Raw genomic sequence first — 16,443 nt, forward strand, 5'->3', positions numbered from 1 at the left:
GCGTGATCGGGCGAAATAGATATAGTCGCTTTTGAGAATTTCCATCGTAAGCGAGCGTATATAGAGGCTCAAGCTCCCAATCCCCACAAACACCATCACCGCTATCGGCAACGTTAAATGCCATGCCATATCAAGATAATATCCTATCCCTTCCGGCGGCTCAAGTGAATGCATCCCTGCAATCGGAAACCATCCAAGTGTAACACTCAGTATCATCATAAGCACCAGTGCTAGGTAGTAGGATGGCATTGCAAAACTCAGAAGCGCAAATTGACTCAAAAAAGTATCAGTTTTTTTACCATGAGAGAGTGCTGATTTGATCCCCATCCAAAGTGAGAGTGCAAAGGTGACCGCCATCGCGACTATATTCATCCACAATGTCACTGGGAGGCGATCGGCAACCACTCCAGATACCTGTGCACCATTTACAAATGAAATGCCGAAGTTTAGCGTCAGTAGATTGTATATCCAGTCAAAGTATTGTTGAAACAGTGGTTTATCGAGTCCGTAGATACTTTGCAATTGCGCTATCGCTTCGGGAGTCATGTTGGGATTGAGTTCACCGCCCATGAAACTGTTGGGTGCCATGTGAATCGCTCCAAAAGATAGAAGAGAAATCAAAAAAAGCATAAAAAGTGTATAAAACAAGGAACGAAGTAAATATTTCATAGTAATGATTATAGCGAAAGAAGGGGATAAAAATAAAAAGAGGGTTCATCCCCGAAGGGATGAGAAGCTAAAAAACTCTTAGAAGTTAAGAGTCAAGTATGCTTGAACAGTGTTGAAATCATTTCCACCGTTAAGTTCTGTATTGATATACGCTGCTGTAACATCCAATGGTCCGAAAGATTTAGTTGCAGTCAATGCAAGTTCTTCAAGATCACCAGCGTTAGCTGCTGCACCGTTGTCAACTGAAGTGTAATACGCTCCGAATTTTGCTAAGTTTTTAGCATCGTACTCAGCTGTAAGATTCCAAGAATCTGCATCAGCTGCACCTACATAACCGTAGCTCCAGAATGTTTCAGTGTACAATTTAGATTGTGCTCCAACCGTATTGTTTGTTGCAACGTTAGCGATATTCAATAGACCGTCTTTATCGGTAGCAGAGAATGCTGCAGAGACTTTAAGTGCATCTACTCCGTATCCAACTTTCAACGCGTACGCAGAAGAGTCAGCATAGGTATTTGCTAAACCTTTTGTGTCGATATCAGCGTATTGTGCACCGATTGTCAATCCTTTTACCAATTGGCAATTGATGTCAGCTTGCAACCAGATTGCATCCGCAACGTTAACAACGTTGTAGTACCATGCTTGGAGAGTTGCCGGTTTGAAAGAGTTGTTAACTACTGCTGCTGCATACGCACCTTGGTCTACGAAAGTAACCATATTTGCGCCAGCACCCATAAATCCATCAATACCAACCGCAGCTACGTTATTTTTTGGAGCAGCTAAAGGAGCAAGTGCATTAACACCATTTCCTTTTCCAACCCATGCACCGACCAAAGTCGTGTCCGGAAGATCTTGGTTGATCAATACCGCTGCATCAAATGTATTTTTTGCAACTGACCATGACTCAGAGAACGCAAGTGGAGTATCTAATTCCATACGTCCAAGTTTTGCTGTGGTTTTACCAAGAGTTGCAGCTACCCACATCTCTCCCATCCATGCAGCATCATCAACACCAGTCGCAGCGCTTGTAACACTGTGTGCACCAGTCCATACGTTATTTACAAGGTTGTTTTCCAAACCAAGAGAAGATACCGCATAACCAGTTGCACCGAAAGATACACCTTTTGTCAAATCACCGGTTACTGACAAACGAAGTGCTGTATCCGCAGCAGATCCTGCTTGATCAAATAAATCTACGTTTGCACCTTGATCGCTTGTGCTATAAAAAAGTTTAGCATCACCGCTTACTTTTACATTATCGATTGCGAATGCGCTCGCTCCGAGCAACACTGCTGCTGCAAGACTCATTTTAACTAACTTCATTGATTCTCCTTAAGTTAAGCTTGACCTTATGTTTTTGTTTCGTCGAAGTTAATTGTAGCCCTGCAATTCTTAAAGATTGCTGTAAAAATGAATTTTGTTTTCCGGCACTTTTGTGAAAGCAAACCCCGCAATATAGGAAAGTGACAATTTTGTAATTTTCTTCTCCCACTCTTTTTAGCGCTTATCCTATCTATTCTATGTTATAGTACGAACTAATCTAAAAAATTCAATCCTAATAGAGGAAATAACGATGCGTCACACTCTTTCTCTCTCGCTCACCCTTTTACTGCTCGGCGGCTGTGCAGCAAACCGCATGGGAGTCACTCCCTCACAGAATACAAACCTTCAAGCGATCTCGCCGAGCGGAACTGCTTCCAGCGAGGGTGGAGCAATGCAGCGTTCACTGGATCGCTGGCTCAAAGAGGAGTGGAACCCTCTAATGGCGTCACAAGCGACCGAGAATACGAAGCAACAAAGCGACGGCACAGTAGTAACTACTAAAACAGAGCCAACCAAAATGTCCGTCACTACCCAAACTGCCGATGGAAAAACACTAGAGAAAACAACCAGTGCCACACAAATCACGACGACGACCAAAGCACCGGACGGTAGCGTAACGACGAAAACCGAGGTTGTTCCTCTGGATGAAGACAATACGCCGTTCACCCTTCAAAAGTATGTTGACAAATGGAAAGACTATTTGGGTAAAAAAGAGAAGATGAATGAAGGTCAGCCAAAAGAGCCTGCAAACTGGGAAAAATTACAAAAACTTCCCGGAATCGGAAAGTAACGTTTCGTAACATTATGTACTTTTCTGTTTAGCCAGAAAAGTACCAAAAGAGCATACCGTGATCCAAGAACGCTCGTTCCTCTCGGCACTACTGCCTTCGGAACAGCTCTTGGTATTGGATCACGGAGTTTGGATTAAATATTATTTTCTCTCATCCCAAACAAAAACACTTTTACCTTCAGCATTTTTCTCAACTGCGGCCATACCCATAATGTTATACCCTGCATCAACATAATGAACTTCACCGCTCACGCCGCTGGATAGATCACTGAGTAAATACATTGCCGAATTACCGACCTCTTCGATAGTGACATTTTTACGAAGCGGTGCATTAGATTCATTCCAGTTAAGGATTTGTTTGAAATCGCCGATCCCGCTCGCCGCTAACGTACGGATTGGTCCCGCACTGATTGCATTGACCCGTTGACCTTTGGATGCTCCGAGTTCTACCGCCATATAACGTACGGTTGATTCAAGTGCCGCTTTTGCGACTCCCATAACGTTGTAGTTCGGAATGTATTTCGGTCCGCCGAGATAGCTAAGGGTGATGATCGATGCCCCCGGAGCCAAAACACTCTCCAAACGGTTCGTCAAATCGATCAACGAATAAACAGAGACATCCATCGCAATTTGAAACGCACTTTTGGATGTTTTCATAAACCCTTCGGTCAATGCCTCTTTCGGAGCAAAAGCTACCGAGTGAACCAAAAAGTCGATTTGTCCGAAATCGGCCGCCACTTTTGCCGCGATCGCTTCCATATCCGCTTCATCCGATACGTCAAGTTTATAAACGGGAGAGTTGTTAAAATCAGCCGCAATCGGTTCTACACGCTTTTGCAACGCTTCATTCAGATAGGTAAACGCCATTTGCGCCCCTTGAGCATGAAGCGCTTGCGCGATACCGTATGCGATTGATTTATCGTTAGCCAATCCAACGATTAGACCTTTTTTCCCTTGCATTAACATCTATTATTCTCCTATTTCTGTATTTAATTCCGCTGCTTGTGCGATCATATCGCAAAAATCGTTAGCACTCAGCGCTGCTGAGCCGACCAAAACGCCGTCTACATTGTCCAATGCCATAATCTCACCCGCATTCTCCACTTTTACACTTCCTCCGTATAAAAGAGGTGCGGATGTTTTGGCACGAAGGGCGCTATGTAGTGCTTCAATATCTTCATTTGAAGGGGTTAAACCTGTTCCAATAGCCCAAACCGGCTCATATGCGAGGATAAGATCGGGATACGAGAGATCGATTCCCTCGAATTGTTGTTCAATGTACCCCATCATTACATCGTTGCCTGCTTCGCGAACCGAGAGAGGTTCACCCACACAATAGACGATCACAAACCCTTGTTCGGCAAAAAATTGGAATTTTGCCGCAATTTGTTCTTGGGTCTCACCGATAACATGACGACGCTCAGAGTGCCCGATCAAAATCGTTCTGATCCCGAACTCTTCAAGCTGTTCTAACGCGATCTCTCCGGTATAGGCACCGTTTATGACGGGATAACCGTTTTGGACACCGATCAATACGTTACGCGGATCATGATCGAGCGCCGTAAACGGAGGAAATACGATAATGGTGTCACTAATATCGTTTGCACTGACAAAGGACTCGACTACCGCCATATAGGCTCGTGTCTCTTGACGCGTTTTGTTCGCTTTAAAGTTGGCACACAATATCATGAGTATCTCCTTTTATTTCAATAGAGGTTTGACGCCCGGTAGAACTTTACCCTCAAGTAATTCCAATGATGCTCCGCCTCCGGTAGAGATAAAGCTCATCTCTTCATCCAATCCGATACGTTGTACCAAGTCAGCGGTATCCCCTCCGCCGACAACAGTGGTCGCATACGAATCGGCAACGAAATGGGCAATTTTATTCGATCCGCGTGCAAAACGATCCATCTCATAAACACCCATCGGGCCGTTCCAAAGGATTGTCTGGACATCGTTGAGAACCTGACGGTACAAGCGCACCGTAGCCGGTCCGATGTCAAGCCCCATCCATCCGTCAGGAATTTCCTGAACACTGCACAATCGGCTCATCGCGTCCGGAGCAAATTTCTCTGCCGCAACCACATCGACCGGCAGGTAAAATTTAACCCCGAGACGTTTGGCTTCGTTCATGATGTTCATCGCTTCATCCAACAAATCGTCTTCTACCAATGAGTTACCGACATCGTACCCAAGAGCTTTGAGAAACGTGAATGCCATCCCGCCGCCGATAAGAACTTTATCCACTTTCGGTAACAAATTGATCAGCGCTTCGAGTTTACCCGATACTTTTGATCCGCCGACAATCGCCGCAAACGGTCTCACAGGGCGTTCCAAAAGGATTCCGAAGAACTGAATCTCTTTTTGGAGCAAAAATCCTGCCGCTTTGTGCGCAGTATCAAAATGTTGCGTAATCCCCTCGACGGAAGCATGGGCGCGATGACTCACTCCGAATGCGTCGTTGACGTAAACCTCCGCCATTTGAGCCAATGCCGCGCTCAATTGTGGATCATTTTTCGTCTCCCCTTTTTCAAAACGGAGATTTTCCAACAACAAAACTTCGCCGCTTTGGAGTTCGGAAGCTAATTTTTGAGCACTTTCACCTACCACATCCTCTGCTATCTTGACATCGATTTTCAACAGTTGATTCAACCTGCGAGCGATTGGTGCGAGGGTATATTTATCATCTCTCTCACCTTTAGGGCGACCGAAATGGGATGCTAATATGATCGCACACCCTTGATCTAAACAATAGTTGATGGTTGAAAGCGCAGAGCGAATACGACGATCATCGGTAATATTGCCGTAATCATCCATCGGGACGTTAAAATCACAACGGATAAATACTTTTTTGCCTTTGATGTCACACTCTTTGATGTTCAATAATTCCATTTTTTCCTCTTACTGTAAGATTACTAATTTATTTTTTACTGATAAATAACGCCATTTCTATAAGGCGATTGGAATAGCCCCATTCGTTATCGTACCATGCCATAATTTTGATCATATTTCCATCAATCACTTGAATCAAATCATCCGCCACTGTGGCACTGTACGATGATCCGACAAAATCCTGTGAAACACGATAACGCTCATCCACTTCCAAAATCCCCGCCATTTCACCCGACGCATACGATTTAAAAAGGGCGCTAATCTCCTCTTTGCTCGTAGAGCGTTTGACCAAAACATTCAAATCGACCATCGAGACATCGGGGGTCGGAACACGGACACTTTGACCGTGCAATTTCCCCTCCAGATTCGGCAATACGATACTGATCGCTTTCGCCGCACCGGTCGTTGTCGGAATCATATTGAGCGCCGCTGCACGGGAACGACGCATATCGGTTCCGTGCGCAGAGTCGATAATCGCCTGTCCATTGGTGTAGGCATGGATAGTGGTCATCAACCCTTTTTCGATCCCGTACGCTTCGTCAATGATTTTGGCGATAGGTCCCAAACAGTTCGTCGTACACGATGCATTCGAAATGATCGCTTCGCCGTTGTAAAGGTGCTCATTCACCCCCAACACGAATGTCGCTATGGTGCTGTCTTGGGTCGGGGCTGAGAGGATAACCTTTTTCACCCCTTTGCTCAAATGGTGTTCCGTCGATGCTTTCGTCAAAAACAGACCGCTGCATTCAAAAACAACATCTGCCCCCTCTTTAGCAAAATCGAGTTTTTGGGGATCTTTTTCACACAAGATACGAACCTTGTTTTTCCCGATTTGAAGATATTCACCCTCTATAACTCTAACATCCGTCTCGAATGCGCCGTGTACCGAATCATTTTGCAGCAGATACACGATCATATCGATCGATGCCATGTCATTGATAGCGACCAGTTCTACATCCTCACGCATAGCGATCAGACGGGTAACACAACGTCCGATACGACCAAATCCGTTCAATGCAATCTTCAATGCCATCACCTAATCCTAAACCAACATAAAATAGGGGGTTATTTTACCAAAAATCGGTTATAATTTCGATTAAAATAAAGTTGAGGCTTATGAAGCTTGCACTCTACGGCGGAAGTTTTGATCCGCCGCATGCCGGACACGTTGAAGTCGTTACCAAAGCTTTAGAGCTTTTACCCATCGATAAGCTCATTATTGTACCGGCATGGCGCAATCCGTTCAAACGCTCGGTGATTGCAGACGGAGCGACACGATACGGTTGGCTAAAAACCATTTTTGCCACATTTGAGAAGGTGGAAATCAGCGATTTTGAGTTATCCCAAAATCGAAGCGTCTTTACCATCGAAACGGTAGAACATTTTGCTCCGATGGTTGAGGAAATTTACCTCATCATCGGTGCCGACAATCTCGAAAGCTTAAATCAATGGCACCGCTATGAGGAACTAGAGCGCCGAGTAACATGGGTCGTCGCATCACGGGATGGGATAGCTATCCCCAAAACCATGATCCACCTAGCCGTTGACGTCCCGATCTGTTCAAGTGACATTCGCCGTACTCTCACCTCGCTGGGGTTGGAGAGCGAAATCGAAACCAAAATACTAACCTACTACAAGGAAAACCTGTGAATCCACGAATTGAAAAAATTAGCGCTATTCTCGATCAGAATAAAGCCGAAGCAATCGAAGTATTTGATCTCAAAGAGGGTGATTATTTCGCCGACTATGTTGTTATCGCTTCATCACTGGGTGAACGTCATACCCTTGCGTTACTCGACCATCTCAAAAAAGGGCTTAAACCTGATGAGCAATTCCTCTACGTCGATGAGAGCGGCGACTGGGTTGCGATCGATTTGGGCGATATTCTCATCCACATCCTCACTCCGCAATATCGCGTAAAATATGATTTAGAAAGCTTTTTGGGTGAAATCGCCGCACGAAAAAACAAAGCCTAACCTCTAATCAAACGATTCTAACCGATCAAAGTCAACAATAGTATTCGGTTCAACCGCCATCACATCATGAGAATACGATAGATTCTTATGGTTGCTGATACCGCTGACATATTGGACGATAGAGTTAAAATTCTCCAAATTGAAATACCCTCTTTTATTATCTCGATAAATCTCATCCAATCGCGGATTTTTCACATTACTATAGATCACGAACGGTACCGTATATTCATCCTTATACGATGGTACAAAACCATGCCCGTTATTTTCAAGATTGATGTTTTCTCCATGATCTGACAGATAGATGAGGAGCAACTTCTCCTTTTTGAATTTTTCAAAAACTTGGCTCAGAATCATGTCACTGTAATGGATAGTGTTATCATACTCTTCCACAATATTTTTGGGGTGCTTAAACAGTGCCGTCTCTTGATTGTATCGGTTGATATAGTCCGAATGTGACCCCATCAAATGCAATAGTATCATCTCTTTTTTCGAGTTGGGTTGGAGGGAGTTTAAATATTCTATTAGCACCTCATCGGTTTTGGCATCGAGATAGTTTAGATTGGCAAAAAAAGTCGTATTTGCTTCGGATGCCATGGAGGTGATGGTGGAGTCGTTTTTCCCTGCGCGCCCTTGGTTTGAAATCCAATACGTCTCATAATCGTTCGCCTTAAAATAGGTCATAATCGAACCCGAATGCATATATCGGTTCTCATAATAGTGCACATTCGCTTCACTCAACTCGATAGGGATTGAGTATCGGGTTTGATTCGTCGGAGCGATAGCATTAAAGACATAAAGATTTTTGGTGGGTTGCAAGGAGCTTAAAAACGGGGTAGTCGGAATGTTATAGCCATAGAGAGCCATGTGGCTTTTGTTGACGCTTTCCCCCATAACGATGATGATCTTATCATAGAGCTGATTTTTGGTATTGGCTTTGGGGATAACAATGTGGCGGATGTACTCTTTTCTGGTTTTCAAGATTTGATCGATCTTGTTTTTGTCATCGATCACGGTGCAAATTTCACACGGAACACTAAAAGGCTCAAACTCTCGAATCGGATTGATGTAAAAGGTGACGCTTCCAATAATCAAAATGAAAACACCCGCACCGATGATCCTAAACACTTTATACGAATGGGTGAAATGTCTCAAAAATTTGAACAAAAGAAACAATACAAACAGAGAAAAAAGGACTAATCCATAATCTCGATAATCGATATAGCGTGCAATGTATTCTCTGCTCTCATAAACTGGGGATAAAAACGCGACTTCGATACGGGGTTTTATGTCTGCTAACGTATATCCCCAATGAAGAGCAATATGCCCGATCAATATGTTGCTTAGATTGATAAAGATAATAAATACGGAAAAGAGTATTTTACTGAACTTCGGAATCGTGATGAGCAAAACGAGTGTAATACCTAAAAATAACGAGTGGGTCGAGTTGGGAGAAAATACCAATTGCGGTATCATCGATAAAAACGATATTAACGTACCGAAATAAAAATAGGACTTGTTAGTATGAAACTCAGTTTGAATGTTTTTTTTCACGGTTCACTTTTAAGTGGTTGTTTTTGGTGATCTTGAATAGGTATGAGGAAAGATGGTGCGCCCGAAGGAATTCGAATCCCTGACCGCCGGTACCGCAAACAACATTTCCACTATTCTTTAAAGTTTTTATAACTTCACAAATCCCTATATTACGTATTGTAATGTTCCTATTGATTCTTTTTACTGTATAATAATTCCATCAAAGGTATGTCCCAAGGGTATGTCCCTCTTATATGGAGTTATTATGGCAGTTGATCGAAAACAATTTACTGAAACCGTAGACACAGGTCTAAAAGCAGATTCTACCTATACTAAGTTTTATATCAACTTCAAGCTTGATGGAAAAATCAAACAACGTGTACTCGATTACTCCGATAAAGACTGGGATAAACGTACTCGTATCAAGAAAGCCAAAACCGCTCTATCAGATGAAAAGAACAAGCAAATCAATACTGGTGTTAACTTCACGGAGAACAGCCGACTTAATGATGTTGCGGAAATCTATTTTGAGAAGTCATGCGATGTATCCAAATGGACGGATGAACGAAAAGATGCTTACAAGCTATACATTAATGATAGCATTGGCAAAAAACGTATAAAGGATATACGCCAAGTTGATATTGATTCACTCCGCAAAAGCATGGAGCTAAAAGGTCACTCCGAGCAAACTAAAAATGGATGCAGTCCACGTACCATTAAAAAGGTGCTCATTCAGATTCTCAAACCGATCATGCAATATGCACTTGATAACAAAGTACTTAGCGATCTACCTAATATCAAAGCACCAAAACAGAACCGACAGAAAAAGATCGTCGAAGATGCTGGAGCCAAGCTTGCTACCTTATATAAAACGATTATGACCACTTATGCAGATGAACCCTTTTATCGTGCCCTCTTCCTCTTCGCGCTGTACGGCAGACGTTGGAATGAGATTCGTACCCTGCAATGGAGCGATATTAACTTTTTAACCAGTCGCTACACCATACGTGCCGAGAACAATAAGATCGGTCAGAATCAAACCTATGAGCTATCTGCACCCATCGCAGAAGCTCTATCATGTATGAAAGATGATCGTAGCGGACTTGTATTCAAATCACCGATTACAGGTGCAGAGCTTTATCCACCGAAGAAGCAGTTAGCAAAAATCAAAGATACCGCCAATATCCCTGAACTCACCATGCACTACTTCCGTCATATCCTCGTATCAGCTATGGGTGAAGCAGGAACCGCAACAACTATCCTATCGGCTTCATTAGGACACACAAACCTTGAAACGGTCAATAACTTCTATCTGAGTGCCAACCATACAAAAGCCTCACAGGAAGCGAACAAAGCAATTGAAGTATTGACTCAAATCAAACCAACAAGCGAAGAGGCAGAGTAATGGCAAAAGTAAGGTCAGAAATACAAAAAGAAATTAACAAAGATTTAGTAGTTATGGGTGGTAAATCATTTTCAGCGGAAGAATATGAGGAAAATGAGAAAGCAAAAAAATTGCTCGCAATGAAAAATGGTACATACGTCTCTGAACTTACTGATCCGTTGGAGATAGCGTTTGAATATCAGAACTACATACGTACCGTTACCCAAACGACACAAGCACATGATGTAACTGAGATCAGAAATGCAACCGAAAAAGTGTTAGGACTTCATAATCAACCTCTCATCGACCAAATAGCTGATAGTGCTTATTTATTTACAGGAATGACTTATACGTGCCCTGAATGCGGACATGCTATCGATTCAGATGATATACAGGCTAAAATTGATGCGTGGGTACTCTATTGTTCAATGGTGGATAAAGCTGTTCTAGCTATGAAGGAATTTCCGAGAACATGGAACAACATGAAAAAAAAGCAAAAAGCTGAATACCTGAAACCGTTAAAATCAATAGCACTTGCTACGAATGATCCGATGCTAAATGTCATCATACACTTTGCAGAAAACTACGGACGGCATCAAGCTGTTCGTGCCCAAGCAAATGCATTATTAGCTCAACAGCTCCCAAATATCACTACTTTTGACATTGCCAAAAAAGTCACCAACGATACATCACTCAATAAACCTCAATAATTCTCTTCTTTTCATACACTCACATAATAAGTCTGCGGAGTTTTTACACTCCACAGACGCCTATATTAGGCACTTAGAACCACAAGATAGCAAAATAAATAAGCATTTTTACGCTATTACGGACTCATATTGATCCCCATAAAATGTCGACATGAATCAATCAGATGGTTGCAAACATCGATTCTGATGTCACAGGCATCGACCGCGGTCAAAATAATCTTCTCTTACGAGGACATATATTTTGAATAATCAATATCCTAAACGCTGGTTGGATCCAGTAGAGTTTGCCGAAGTATACGGCTTCAGCACAAGCACGCAAGCAAAAATGAGAATGGCGAGTAATCGCTCAACACTTCCTTACAGCAAGATCGGTGGGAAGTTTATCCGTTATGATCGTCTTCTTATCGATAAATGGTTAGAAGATCATCAAGTACAGGGGGTAGCATAATGGCTCAGAAATGGTCACCTACCGAATTAACAACTTTATTAAAATATTTGAATGATGGCTTTCCAGTTTATCTGATGATGAGGCACATTCCTTATCGTTCTGAAGGAGCAATAATACAACAAGCACTTAGACGGAATTATCGAATTGAAACCTATAAAGATGATGGAATCAAAAGGTTTTATCACGGGGTTACTAGAAGACGAAGCACAGTCACAGAAAATCTCGAAGTCTCTGTAGCTGCTGAATTCCTAATGGAGCATTTAGAACCTGAGACTCGTATTATAGCGCATGATGGCTTATCAGCTAATACGCTTGCCGTACGGATGCTCACAGAGAACGATCTCCGTATTGATCCAGATATTGTACATACTTTGTCGTTGTATATCCTAAAGGAGCAGCGATGAAAGCCTTCACCATGCTCAGGCTCGCTGAGGCTATCCAACTATTACGGTTGGATGGTCATGACGAGTTCACTTTATCGCAACTGTCAAAAACTTCAGGTATCAGCACTAAAACGCTGCAACGAGATCCCGACGTGATTCAGATCATTGACTTTGCGTTGAATCGGAGGGAGTATTATCAATGTATATTACACATCTAACTCCCGATGATAAGAATGTCCCCGCTTCGCGGGTACATATGAACAGCAGTACTATATGTGCCCGAGAATCGGGGACATTTCCAATTATGACTGATCCAATGCACCTATATATGAATGGTGATGTGAGCATTCGACGAGTCAACAACATTTATTATTATAAGGATCGAGCTTTCGAGATCGAGGACGGTTCACTGTTTATTGACGGTATGCGGATTACTCTACCCACTCGCACTGCCATCTCTACGGTGGAGCGACTCATGCTCAGTCTTGGCATGGGAATCAGAGCTGATGATGTTAATGCATTATTTGATATTACAGCCCATACAGCACGTTCAATCTTATCGAGTATGACGACCTTGGCTCTACGTGATTTAGTGATCATCCCTAGTAATGTACGATTCCAAAAGCAGATCAAGTACGGTGAAGTGGTATTCGATACCTATCTAAAAGCCATAAATGGTTCAGGACGGATTCGATCAACCAATCCATCCATGCGATGGCTTAATGAAGAAGACACGCTACAGCTCAAAGCTAAGCTGTTCACGACGTCGGATCATTCGTATCAAGCAGGGGTTCACTCGATGAAGTATGAACCAACACAATTAGTGGAAATGATATTTCAAACTGCCCTTACACTGTTATTGGCTATCGATTTCAAAGAGAATGAGGTGACTTATCAGCCTTTGGACTTTGTGGTTCCGCTTGACCTACTACGTAAAACACAGCTCAGAGATACAATGATGTTATTGGGTGATTGTATCGGCTACAGCAATGGATTTGTCATTCGACCACAGCTGACAGACGAACAGCATTCACGAGTGTATTCGGTATTCACATCAATTGGAAGTGAAGCACGTAAACAGCTTGGATTTACCAATTATGACATCGGTTCAGCTCTTCAAACGATCTGTATGCACTTAGTTACCGATCCATTACAGTATCCGCTGCATCAAGAGCTTGTCAATGATCGGCATAAATTCCGTCAACAGATAGCGGATGAAGCGAATGAGAATATTGAATGGGTCAAAAAAGAACTAACCAGTGCTGATAACCGTAAGGATATGCCAAAGCAGTACAACTCCATACCAACGCTAAAAGCGTATTTTGAGGAGGCGTTAATTCTACGCAAAGAGATTATCGACTCAGCAGAACCAATGATCCTTGATCGGGCAATGGCATTCGCTAAGCCTGAATGGAAAGTGGTATGGGTTGATAAGCAAAAAAAAGTACCAAAGTTTATCGATACAGGACGACGGAAAGAGAGTAGCGTATTCTTCTTTATATGGACGCAATGGGAACGGCAGATACGAGAGGTAATGATGAGTTGTTTTGATGATCCTAGTGCTTGTCATCAAGTGCATGATGCGATCTATTCGAGACAAATTATTGATCCGAAAGTAATCGAAGCAGCAGTGTTGGAGCAGACAGGATTTAAGGTGCAGATATCGGCTGAATAACTATATTGAGAGTGCTTCTGTCCGTAGCGACGGATAATCCTCGCAGCTAGCGAGAAAACTATAGAAGTCTAGTTGGTTATACCGCTGCCAAGACAAGCTCGGACAGCGCACCTTCGCTTCGCTCGGTGGAACCTGCCTCGTTTCACTCGGCTGTGCCTTTGGCACTTAGAACCACCGCAAGGGATCGGTTCGTAGTGAAATGTTAGTAATTGAAATAGCTGAATCTATTTTGCTTGCTCATTTTATCGATGATTTCAAGGCTTTTGCTAAAATTAAATATGGTGAAGTATATTCATCAGCTCTATTTAGATTGATTACAATCGCCATATCCATGACGTTACATCCATTATATTGTCGTTCTACAGCCAATATACATTCCTCTGCATGATCATAGCTTTCAGAAGTAATTGATTGTTCTCCTTTTCTTAAAACAACAAAATATTTGCCATCTTCATCCTTTTCTAGAGCACCTTCATATCCGCTGTATGGTTTATCTTCTTCCGTCAGTGATTTGAAACACTTTAATCTAGAAGGTACATGATCATATTCATCATTATCATCCCATTCTTCATATCTATAGTTTCCGTTATTTGGGTTATTTGCATTCGCCCAGTCATCCATATTTGAAGAATTATTTGGATTGTTTACATCAGACCATTCATCATTAATTGTTCGAGACATACGACTTCCTTTCTATGTGGTGTTAGTTATGTATAATATTATTAAATCAACAGACTGATTTAATAATATTTGAATTAGTCTTATAAATTGATGAGATACAGAAAATGACGCTTTATTCCTACATTTGATACTCGTACACAGCAGTTCTTCACGTTATTCATCCGATTTTTACTCCTTCAACCTCACCTCAATCACCTAACCATTCATTCTTAACATCACTTCCATGGTTACTTCCATATGGAAGTAGCCCTTGCACACGTGGTTCTCAGGGGTTTGAGAGAGGCGAAAATAAGTGAAATTCTCTAAAGTATGGAACTTCAGTCTCGTCGGCACCGTAAACAGTGATAACGGTTCAACTTCACTACAACGAGCTCTATATCTCAATAGAATCAATATTTGTGGCCCTTTGACTTTAACCAATTATCGCGTACAGTTATACTTTATTGCTCATTTTTTAATTATTTCAGATCATTCTCTTTCATAAAGTCTAAACCAATTTGGTATGCTGCATCATGTGCTACCTGTTCTGGCGTTCGTTGTAAATCACTGATTTGTTTGTTTGTTTTTGCAATTTCATTATTTCTTTGACGTGTATTTCTTGCAACAACTACATATTTACACCCCTCTTCATAACCACCATCACAAGCTTTTTTAAATAATCTTTCCGCTTTAATTTCGTCTTGTTGTACAATACTATTGCCATCTAAATATATAAGCCCTAATATCGTACATGATCTGCCATTCCCACCATCACAAGCTTTTTTATCGTATTTGATTGCTTGAAAATCATCTTGTTGCACACCTTTACCAAAGCTATACAAACTGCTTAGAGCTCCACATCCTCCAGCGTCTCCACCATCGCAAGCTTTTCTAAATAATCTAGCTGCTTGTGCATCATCTTGTTGCACACCTTGACCGTTATGATATAAATAACCTAATTTCGCACACATATCAACTTGACCATTATTGCAAGCTTGTGCTGCTTGTTCAGTTTCGGATAATACTGGTGCTGCTTCCTCTGCCACAGGGGCTGCTGGTTCTGCCGCTGGCATAGCTGCTACAACTTCCTGAGTCAATTTCAAAGCAGCAGCTTTTTGTTCATCCCTGATTGCATGAATATTAGAAGCTATTCCAAATGCTAGCATGAGGATCGAAGCGATGACAGTATGTTTAACAAAATTTGTATATTGAGTATCTTGTGTGTTTTTAACGAGATAAATAATAGAAGTGACAATTAAAGGGAGACCAACAATACCTATAGCTCCACCCAATGCTTCCGCAACAACATTAGGAATTGTCATTAGTCCAAACATGAGACCTATATTCCCACCAGACAATACACCTAATCTATAAAACACCCATGCAATCATTGGTATCAGCAATAGCCATCCACTCCATGATGACGTTACTTCAACATCATTTTCGACAGATGAAGCTTCCATCTCCGTCTTTACTGTGGGTTCTTGTTCTCGTACAGGTTCTGTATGGACTTCTGACTGCTCAGAACTTGTAGTTGGTTGCTGTTCAATTAGTGAGTGTCCACAACTCTTGCAAAACTTCGCATCATTAACATTTTCAGTACCGCACTGCGTACAAAATTGACTCATTCTTATCCCTGCTAATTTTCATAATAATTAAATATGCAACCATCAATGATTACCTTAATTTAACAAATAGTATCAAAGCGAACCTTATAGGCAATTTTGTACCCCGCTAATACAAGTGTATTTCAGCCATTTTCACCAACTCGTCACGAAAGTCACCCCGCCGTAATAAGCACATTTTTTTAGGTACTTCACTTGAAAAGGCATAGGGGTATGCACTTTTCTTATCCTACTCTCACCTCATCACTCATTCATCACGTTTGCCATGCCAACAGTCTCGTAAGCGTAGCGTTGCTACTTGTTTCTATCGGAGAATTGACAAAGGAGTTGATGATGTTGAGAATTTATATTACCGATCTTGCTGCCTACAACAGTGGA

At 42.1% G+C, this 16,443-nt stretch carries 18 protein-coding genes; 9 read left to right on the forward strand and 9 right to left on the reverse strand.

Annotation, left to right across the window (positions count from 1 at the left end; translation table 11 throughout):
• Both VFW36_RS07300 and VFW36_RS07305 read right to left on the reverse strand, forming a co-directional pair.
• A partial coding sequence (locus VFW36_RS07300; RefSeq protein ID WP_329658152.1) for an ABC transporter permease occupies positions 1-630 on the reverse strand: 630 nt, incomplete at its 3' end.
• Positions 631-747: 117 nt separating this feature from the next.
• Positions 748-1,992, reverse strand: a complete 1,245-nt coding sequence (locus tag VFW36_RS07305; RefSeq protein WP_329658153.1) for a porin — start codon at positions 1,990-1,992, stop codon at positions 748-750.
• A 250-nt stretch (positions 1,993-2,242) separates the two neighbouring features.
• Between VFW36_RS07305 and VFW36_RS07310 the strand changes: the two genes are divergently transcribed.
• Entirely contained in the window at positions 2,243-2,782 is a 540-nt protein-coding gene (locus tag VFW36_RS07310; RefSeq protein WP_329658154.1) for a hypothetical protein, read from the forward strand.
• A 141-nt stretch (positions 2,783-2,923) separates the two neighbouring features.
• Here VFW36_RS07310 and fabI read toward each other — a convergent pair whose 3' ends face one another.
• Genes fabI through gap form a run of 4 tightly spaced genes read right to left on the reverse strand, consistent with a single transcriptional unit; the run spans position 2,924 to position 6,707 of the window.
• A complete protein-coding gene (gene fabI / locus VFW36_RS07315; protein WP_329658155.1) occupies positions 2,924-3,748 on the reverse strand; it encodes an enoyl-ACP reductase FabI in 825 nt (274 codons plus the stop codon).
• A 3-nt stretch (positions 3,749-3,751) separates the two neighbouring features.
• Positions 3,752-4,471, reverse strand: coding sequence for a triose-phosphate isomerase (locus tag VFW36_RS07320; RefSeq protein ID WP_329658156.1), 720 nt, complete (start codon positions 4,469-4,471; stop codon positions 3,752-3,754).
• A 12-nt stretch (positions 4,472-4,483) separates the two neighbouring features.
• Positions 4,484-5,674 (reverse strand): phosphoglycerate kinase, encoded by a 1,191-nt coding sequence (locus VFW36_RS07325; protein ID WP_329658157.1) that lies wholly within the window; start codon positions 5,672-5,674, stop codon positions 4,484-4,486.
• 28 nt (positions 5,675-5,702) lie between these two features.
• Entirely contained in the window at positions 5,703-6,707 is a 1,005-nt protein-coding gene (gene gap / locus VFW36_RS07330) for a type I glyceraldehyde-3-phosphate dehydrogenase (protein ID WP_329658158.1), read from the reverse strand.
• Positions 6,708-6,790: 83 nt separating this feature from the next.
• Here gap and nadD point away from each other — a divergent pair, with 83 nt between their 5' ends.
• Both nadD and rsfS read left to right on the forward strand, forming a co-directional pair.
• The gene (gene nadD / locus VFW36_RS07335) at positions 6,791-7,324 is read left to right on the forward strand and encodes a nicotinate (nicotinamide) nucleotide adenylyltransferase (protein ID WP_329658159.1); all 534 of its coding nucleotides are present in this window, start codon (positions 6,791-6,793) and stop codon (positions 7,322-7,324) included.
• A complete protein-coding gene (gene rsfS, locus VFW36_RS07340; RefSeq protein WP_329658160.1) occupies positions 7,321-7,650 on the forward strand; it encodes a ribosome silencing factor in 330 nt (109 codons plus the stop codon). The genes nadD and rsfS overlap by 4 nt, the downstream gene beginning before the upstream one ends.
• Positions 7,651-7,653: 3 nt before the next feature.
• On the opposite strand, the gene VFW36_RS07345 is transcribed toward rsfS, so the two are convergent.
• The gene (locus tag VFW36_RS07345) at positions 7,654-9,123 is read right to left on the reverse strand and encodes a phosphoethanolamine transferase (protein WP_329658161.1); all 1,470 of its coding nucleotides are present in this window, start codon (positions 9,121-9,123) and stop codon (positions 7,654-7,656) included.
• 322 nt (positions 9,124-9,445) lie between these two features.
• Between VFW36_RS07345 and VFW36_RS07350 the strand changes: the two genes are divergently transcribed.
• From VFW36_RS07350 to VFW36_RS07375, 6 genes are all read left to right on the forward strand, one after another.
• A complete protein-coding gene (locus tag VFW36_RS07350) occupies positions 9,446-10,585 on the forward strand; it encodes a tyrosine-type recombinase/integrase (protein WP_329658162.1) in 1,140 nt (379 codons plus the stop codon).
• Positions 10,585-11,274 carry a hypothetical protein gene (locus VFW36_RS07355; protein WP_329658163.1) on the forward strand — a complete coding sequence of 230 codons (690 nt, stop codon included), beginning with the start codon at positions 10,585-10,587 and terminating at the stop codon, positions 11,272-11,274. Before VFW36_RS07350 ends, VFW36_RS07355 begins: the two co-directional genes overlap by 1 nt.
• A 268-nt stretch (positions 11,275-11,542) precedes the next feature.
• Positions 11,543-11,722, forward strand: coding sequence for a hypothetical protein (locus VFW36_RS07360; RefSeq protein ID WP_329658164.1), 180 nt, complete (start codon positions 11,543-11,545; stop codon positions 11,720-11,722).
• Positions 11,722-12,126: a hypothetical protein gene (locus VFW36_RS07365; RefSeq protein WP_329658165.1), complete on the forward strand. Its 405-nt coding sequence runs from the start codon at positions 11,722-11,724 to the stop codon at positions 12,124-12,126. The genes VFW36_RS07360 and VFW36_RS07365 overlap by 1 nt, the downstream gene beginning before the upstream one ends.
• The gene (locus tag VFW36_RS07370; protein WP_329658166.1) at positions 12,123-12,323 is read left to right on the forward strand and encodes a hypothetical protein; all 201 of its coding nucleotides are present in this window, start codon (positions 12,123-12,125) and stop codon (positions 12,321-12,323) included. The genes VFW36_RS07365 and VFW36_RS07370 overlap by 4 nt, the downstream gene beginning before the upstream one ends.
• Before the next feature lie 122 nt (positions 12,324-12,445).
• On the forward strand, positions 12,446-13,780 hold the full coding sequence (locus tag VFW36_RS07375; protein ID WP_329658167.1) for a hypothetical protein: 1,335 nt from the start codon (positions 12,446-12,448) through the stop codon (positions 13,778-13,780).
• Between the two features lie 237 nt (positions 13,781-14,017).
• On the opposite strand, the gene VFW36_RS07380 is transcribed toward VFW36_RS07375, so the two are convergent.
• Together VFW36_RS07380 and VFW36_RS07385 are read right to left on the reverse strand one after the other, a co-directional pair.
• Positions 14,018-14,461, reverse strand: a complete 444-nt coding sequence (locus tag VFW36_RS07380) for a hypothetical protein (RefSeq protein WP_329658168.1) — start codon at positions 14,459-14,461, stop codon at positions 14,018-14,020.
• A gap of 458 nt (positions 14,462-14,919) precedes the next feature.
• Positions 14,920-16,068, reverse strand: coding sequence for a zinc-ribbon domain-containing protein (locus VFW36_RS07385; RefSeq protein WP_329658169.1), 1,149 nt, complete (start codon positions 16,066-16,068; stop codon positions 14,920-14,922).
• Positions 16,069-16,443 lie beyond the last annotated feature (375 nt).

This window comes from Sulfuricurvum sp. (assembly GCF_036279695.1).
In the GTDB taxonomy this organism is placed as follows: Bacteria; Campylobacterota; Campylobacteria; order Campylobacterales; family Sulfurimonadaceae; genus Sulfuricurvum.